This is a genomic window from Solidesulfovibrio sp. C21 (assembly GCF_047785625.1).
Lineage (GTDB): Bacteria > Desulfobacterota > Desulfovibrionia > Desulfovibrionales > Desulfovibrionaceae > Solidesulfovibrio.
Window position 1 is genome coordinate 1 of sequence record NZ_JBLODY010000130.1, and the last position, 5,742, is coordinate 5,742.

General features: G+C 67.0%; 7 protein-coding genes. All 7 read left to right on the plus strand.

The genetic code is table 11. The features are described from left to right. Positions 1-97: 97 nt before the first annotated feature. The 7 genes from ACMZ6R_RS19840 to ACMZ6R_RS19870 are packed head-to-tail and all read left to right on the plus strand — an operon-like array spanning position 98 to position 5,637. Positions 98-835: a prephenate dehydrogenase/arogenate dehydrogenase family protein gene (locus ACMZ6R_RS19840; RefSeq protein ID WP_416114686.1), complete on the plus strand. Its 738-nt coding sequence runs from the start codon at positions 98-100 to the stop codon at positions 833-835. Next, positions 832-2,250: an anthranilate synthase component I family protein gene (locus ACMZ6R_RS19845; RefSeq protein ID WP_416114687.1), complete on the plus strand. Its 1,419-nt coding sequence runs from the start codon at positions 832-834 to the stop codon at positions 2,248-2,250. Before ACMZ6R_RS19840 ends, ACMZ6R_RS19845 begins: the two co-directional genes overlap by 4 nt. Further along, positions 2,234-2,806: an anthranilate synthase component II gene (locus ACMZ6R_RS19850; RefSeq protein ID WP_005994644.1), complete on the plus strand. Its 573-nt coding sequence runs from the start codon at positions 2,234-2,236 to the stop codon at positions 2,804-2,806. The genes ACMZ6R_RS19845 and ACMZ6R_RS19850 overlap by 17 nt, the downstream gene beginning before the upstream one ends. 12 nt (positions 2,807-2,818) lie before the next feature. Next, complete coding sequence (locus tag ACMZ6R_RS19855; protein ID WP_416114688.1) at positions 2,819-3,208, plus strand: HEPN domain-containing protein; 390 nt, start codon at positions 2,819-2,821, stop codon at positions 3,206-3,208. Between the two features lie 27 nt (positions 3,209-3,235). Beyond that, positions 3,236-4,246 (plus strand): anthranilate phosphoribosyltransferase, encoded by a 1,011-nt coding sequence (gene trpD / locus ACMZ6R_RS19860; protein WP_416114689.1) that lies wholly within the window; start codon positions 3,236-3,238, stop codon positions 4,244-4,246. Beyond that, positions 4,239-5,009 carry an indole-3-glycerol-phosphate synthase gene (locus ACMZ6R_RS19865; protein WP_416114690.1) on the plus strand — a complete coding sequence of 257 codons (771 nt, stop codon included), beginning with the start codon at positions 4,239-4,241 and terminating at the stop codon, positions 5,007-5,009. Before trpD ends, ACMZ6R_RS19865 begins: the two co-directional genes overlap by 8 nt. 1 nt (position 5,010) lies before the next feature. After that, complete coding sequence (locus tag ACMZ6R_RS19870) at positions 5,011-5,637, plus strand: phosphoribosylanthranilate isomerase (protein ID WP_416114691.1); 627 nt, start codon at positions 5,011-5,013, stop codon at positions 5,635-5,637. The last annotated feature ends 105 nt before the right edge of the window (positions 5,638-5,742 follow it).

Consider the following 5,742-nt stretch of genomic DNA (forward strand, 5'->3'; position numbering starts at 1 on the left):
GGGGGAGGGGACCCCTTTTTGCAAAAAGGGGTCCCCTCCCCCGGAGTCTTCCCTCCTCTCCATCGACTCCCTGGCCCTTATCGGCGCGCGGGGGGGAATGGGGAAGCTGATTGTCGGGAGATGTCGGGAGGCCGGGGTTGAGGTTCGGGAGCTGGACCGGCCGCTGACGGAAGAAAAGATCGCGGCGGGCGTTGCGGGCGCGGACATGGTGCTGGTGTCCGTGCCGGTCTACGCCACGGGCGAAGTGGCCGAAAAGGTCGCCGCGCACATGGGGGGCAGGCAGATTCTGGCCGACGTGGGTTCGGTCAAGACGCAGCCCATCAACGACATGATCGCGCATTATCATGGTCCGGTGGTCGGCACGCATCCGCTTTTCGGGCCGGCTCCGGGTCCTGACGACGCGCTTCGGGTGGCGGTCATGGACGGCCGGCCGGGACAGGATGTCTGGGCCACGCGGGCGGTTGCCGACTGGTGCCGGCGCATCGGGTTTGTGCCCTTCGCCTCGGACGCCGAGGAGCACGACCGGGCGGCGGCCTATGTGCAGGGGCTCAATTTCGTCACCACCCTGGCCTATCTGGCGGCCCAGGGGGTCGGCGGCGCGGTGCGAAAGTACCTGACGCCGTCGTTTACCCGGCGGCTGGTCGCGGCCGAAAAACTCATCACCAAGGACGCGGGGCTTTTCACCGCGCTCTACGAAGCCAATCCGTACAGCCATGAGGCCGTGCGCAATTTTCGCAGCTTTCTCAACCTCGCCGCGGGCGGCGACGTGGACCTGCTCGTTCGCCGCGCCGAGGCGTGGTGGACCGCCGAAACGGCAAAAAAGGACAATCCATGAGTGCGATTACGCTTAGGCAGGAAGGGACGTGGCTGCCGGCCGACGTGCAGACGCCCATAAGCCTCTTTCTCGGGCTTGTGGGGGAGAGGCCGGGCATACTGCTTGAAAGCGCCGAGGTGGACGGTCGGATGGGCCGTTACAGCCTCATCGCCTGGGATTTCCGGCTGCGGCTGCGGCTCAAAGACGGCAGGCTCGACGTCAATGCCACGGACGACCGGTTAAAGGCCCTGGAGCAATACAGCGGCCAGGGCTTCCTGGAGGGCATGCGCGGACTCATGGCCGATCTGCGCGTGCTGCCGCCCGAGGGCTTCAAGGATGTGCCGCCGATCACGCGCTCCCTGGCGGGCTATTTCGGTTACGGCATCGCCGGCATTCTCGAGCCCAAGCTGGCCAAGGTACTGCCGCCCGAGGAGGCGGAGTTCTGTCTGGTGCTGCCCGGCCGGGTGGTGCTGTTCGACCACGTCAAGCACCGCTGCCTGCATCTTTCCCTGGATGCCGGCAAGAAGGCCCGCATCGATTATTCCAACATCTTCGCGCCCATGAACCGGCCGATCATCGGCAAGGTGGTCAACCGCCCCGAAGCCGAGGGCTACATGGACGCCGTGGCCAAGTGCAAGGAGATGATCCGGGCCGGGGAGTGCATCCAGACGGTGCTTTCCACGCAGTTTTCCGCGCCCTTTTCCGGCGATCCCTTCGTGGTCTACCGCCGGCTGCGCCAGGTGAACCCCTCGCCGTACATGTTTTTCATGCGCCTGCCGCGCGTGACGCTTCTCGGCTCCTCGCCGGAGCTGCTCATCCGCTGCCGCGACGGCGAGCTGACCACCTGCCCCATCGCCGGGACGCGGCCGCGCGGCAAGAGCCCCGAGCAGGACGACAAGCTGGCCGAGGAGCTGATGGCCGACCCCAAGGAACGCGCCGAGCACGTCATGCTGGTGGACCTCGGCCGCAACGACCTGGGCCGCATGGCCGGACCGGGCACGGTCAAAGTCGAGAAGTTCATGGCCGTGGAACGCTTCTCCCACGTCATGCACATCGTGTCCTACGTGACGGCCAGGCTCAAAGATGGGCTCGACGCCCTGGACGTGCTCAAGTGCGCCTTTCCGGCCGGCACCCTTTCCGGCGCGCCCAAGGTGCGGGCCATGGAGATGATCGCCGAGCTGGAGCACAGCCTCCCGCGCGGGCCGTATGCCGGCTGCATCGGCTGGATCGGCCTGGACGAGGGATGCGTCAACCTGGACACGGGCATCACCATCCGCAGCATGTGGATACGCGACGGCATGCTCACCTGGCAGGCCGGGGCCGGCATCGTCTTCGATTCCGATCCGGCCAAGGAATGGATGGAGTGTCAGAACAAGGCCCGGGTGATCGCCGAGGTGCTGGCGGCCAAGGAGGATGGCGATGTTTTTACTTATTGATAACTTCGACTCGTTCACCTTCAACGTGGTCCAGGCCTTCCAGCAACTGGGCCGCGACCCGGTGGTGAAAAAGAACGACGATCCGGAAATCCTGGAGCTGGCCTCCTCCGGCAAGCTCGACATGGTCTGCATCTCGCCCGGCCCCAGCAACCCGACCAATGCCGGGTTGTGCTTGCAGTTTCTCGCACAACTGCCAAAACAGACCCCGGTTTTCGGCGTTTGCCTGGGGCATCAGATTCTCGGGCATTTCGCCGGCGCGCCGGTTGTCGTGGCCGACCGCATCATGCACGGCAAGACGTCGGACGTGTACCACCGCGAGACCGGGCTTTTCGAGGGACTGCCCAATCCCTTCGAGTGCTGCCGGTACCATTCGCTGGTGGTGCTCGCGGGCAAGGCTCCGGAGAAGCTGGAGATCACGGCCTGGACCGACCGAAACGAGGTGATGGGACTGCGGTATCGCGACCGGCCCTGGGTAGGGGTGCAGTTTCATCCGGAATCGGTGTTCACTCCCGACGGGATGAAGCTGATCGGAAACTTTCCGGACAAGATTTTATAAGGATACCTGCTTGTGAACACCGTCTCCGTTCTGCTCGACAAAGCCAAGGACAGCCTGCACGCCGCGCGTCTGCTCGCCGCCGAGGGCCTCTTCGACTGCGCCATGAGCCGAAGCTACTTCACCATGCACTACGTGGCCGAGGCATTTCTGCTGACCGTTAAGCTCGACGTGAACGATCCGCGCGACGTCATCGACGCCTTTGGCCAGCGCTTCGCCTACCCGAGCGAGCTGCCGCCCATCTTTCACCGCTGGCTGGTCGAGGCCGAGCACCTGCGCAACCGCGCCGATTTCGAAACCAACCTCTGCCTGACCCCCGACGTCGTGGCCGAACAGCTCGACCGGGCCAGGGCGTTTCTCAACATGGCCTGCGAGGAATTGGAAACCGCCACCGCCCCGCGTTAACCGCCCACGCACCAAAGGAGCAGCACCGTGGAAAAACATGTCGAATGCCTGGAACTTCTCGCCATCGGCAAGGACCTGCCCCAGGAACTGGCCACCTACGCCTTCCGGGCCATGTACACCGGCGAGATGCCGGCGTCGTGCGTGGGCGCGTTCCTGATGGGGCTCAAGACCAAGGGCGAATCCGCCGTGGAGATCGCGGCCGGCGTCACCGCCGCCCTGGAAGAGGCCCGCATCGTTGAGGGACTCACCGGCGCGCGCATCGACACCTGCGGCACCGGCGGCGACAACACCTGCTCGTTTAACTGCTCCACCGCCGTGGCGCTTTACCTCGCCGCCATGGGCCACAAGGTGGTCAAGCACGGCAACCGCGCCGTCTCCAGCTCCTGCGGCAGCGCCGACGCCGTGGAATCCCTGGGATTCACCCTGATTGTCGAACCCGAACTGGTCGCGGCCGAACTCGACAGGCACAACTTCGTCTTTCTCTTCGCCCCCAACTACCATCCGGCCTTCAAGCGCATCGGCCCCATCCGCAAGGAACTCGGCGTGCGCTCGCTTTTCAACCTCATGGGCCCCCTGCTCAACCCCGCCCGCCCCACCCATCAGCTCCTCGGCGTGCCCACCTCCCGCCACGTGCGGCTCATGGGCGAGGTGCTGGCCCTGACCGGCCTGTCCTGCGGCGCAGTGGTCCACGGAGCCGGCGGCTTCGACGAGCTGACCCCCTTCGGCCCGGCCGACGTGTGCTGGCTGCGCGACGGCTGGATCAAAAGCGACCGCATCGACCCGGCCGCCCTGGGCTTCCCGGCCCACAAGCCGGCCGACGTGGTGGTCTCGGGCCGCGACGAGGCCGTGGCCGTGCTGCGCGAGGTCCTGGCCGGCAAGGGCAACGCGGCCATGCGCGACATGGTGGCGCTCAACCTCGGCTGCTCCCTGCACCTGCTCGAGGACGGCCTCACGCTCAGGCAGGGCATGGACAAGGCCCGCGACGCCGTCGCTTCCGGCATCGCCGCCTCGTTCTTCAAGGACGTGCTCCATGCTTGAGAAGTTCCGGGCCGCCCAGGCCAAGGCCATAAAACGCCTCAAGGACCTCGAGGCGGCCCAGCGCCTGCCCGCCAGGTATGACGGCGCGCGGCCGTCCTTTTCCGACGCCCTGCTCGCCGCCGGCCCCATCGCCGTCATCGCCGAGTACAAAAGGGCCTCGCCGTCGGCGGGCGACATCAACCTGGGGCTCGACCCGGGCGAGGTCGCGGCCATGTACGCCGCCTCCGGGGCCGCCGCCATCTCGGTCCTGACCGAGGAGACGTACTTCAAGGGCTCCGTCGACTATCTGGAACCGATCAGCGCCGTCGGGCTGCCCATGCTGCGCAAGGACTTCCTGCTCCACCCGCTCCAGGTGGTGGAGACCGCCGCCACCAAGGCCTCGGCCCTGCTGCTCATCGTGCGCATGCTGACCGACGCGGAGTTGGACGAGATGCTGCGCCTGACCTACGACGCCGGCCTCGAGGCCGTGGTCGAGGTCTTCGACGAGGCCGACCTGGCCCGGGCCGAATCCGCCGGGGCGCACATCATCCAGGTCAACAGCCGCGACCTGGACACGCTTGCGACCAACCTGGACGTGGCCCGACGCATGGCCGCCCTGAAGCGCCCCGGCCGCATCTGGATCGCCGCCAGCGGCATCGCCAGCCGCGCCGACGTGCTCGGCATGGCCGCCATCGGCTACAACGCCGTGCTCGTCGGCACCTCGATCATGCGCGAACCCGATCCCGGCCAGGCCCTGACCGCGCTTGCCGGAAAGGCGGACTGACATGGCCGACATCCTTGTCAAAATCTGCGGCATGACCCGCCCCGAAGACGTCCTCGGCTGCGCCGAAGCCGGAGCCGACCTGCTCGGATTCATCTTCGCCGCCAAAAGCCCGCGTTGCCTGACGGCCGCGCAGGCCGCCGCCCTGCCCCGCACCACGGCCAGGCGCGTCGGCGTGTTCGTCGAACAAAGCCTCGACGAGGTGCTGCGCATCATGGAGGAAGCCGAACTCGACTTCGCCCAGCTCCACGGCGACCAGGACGAAACATTCTGCCGCGCCATAGGCCCGGAGCGCGTCATCCGCGCCTTCTGGCCGAAAAAACACCCGGACACGGCCAGCCTCGTCGCCGCCCTGGAACCCTTCGCGGGCGCGATCCGCTACGCGCTCCTCGACGCCGGCACCTCCGGCGGCGGCCACGGCGTGTCCCTCGACTTCGCCTCCCTGGCCCAATTTTCCCCGCCCATGCCCTGGCTCCTGGCCGGAGGCCTGGGACCCGACAACATCGCCGAGGCCCTGGCCCAGGCCAACCCCCACGGGCTGGACCTCAACTCCGGCGTGGAATCCTCCCCGGGGCTCAAGGACCTCGCAAAAGTCCGGAGGTCCCTTTGGTCCGTGAAAGGGAGAGGATAAGAACCGGGGCGCTGCCCCGGACCCCGCCGGGAGGCCATGGGCCCCCCGGTCCCCCCTTCCCGCCGGTCGCTGTTTTCCCTGGCGGAAACCGCCAGGGAAAACAGC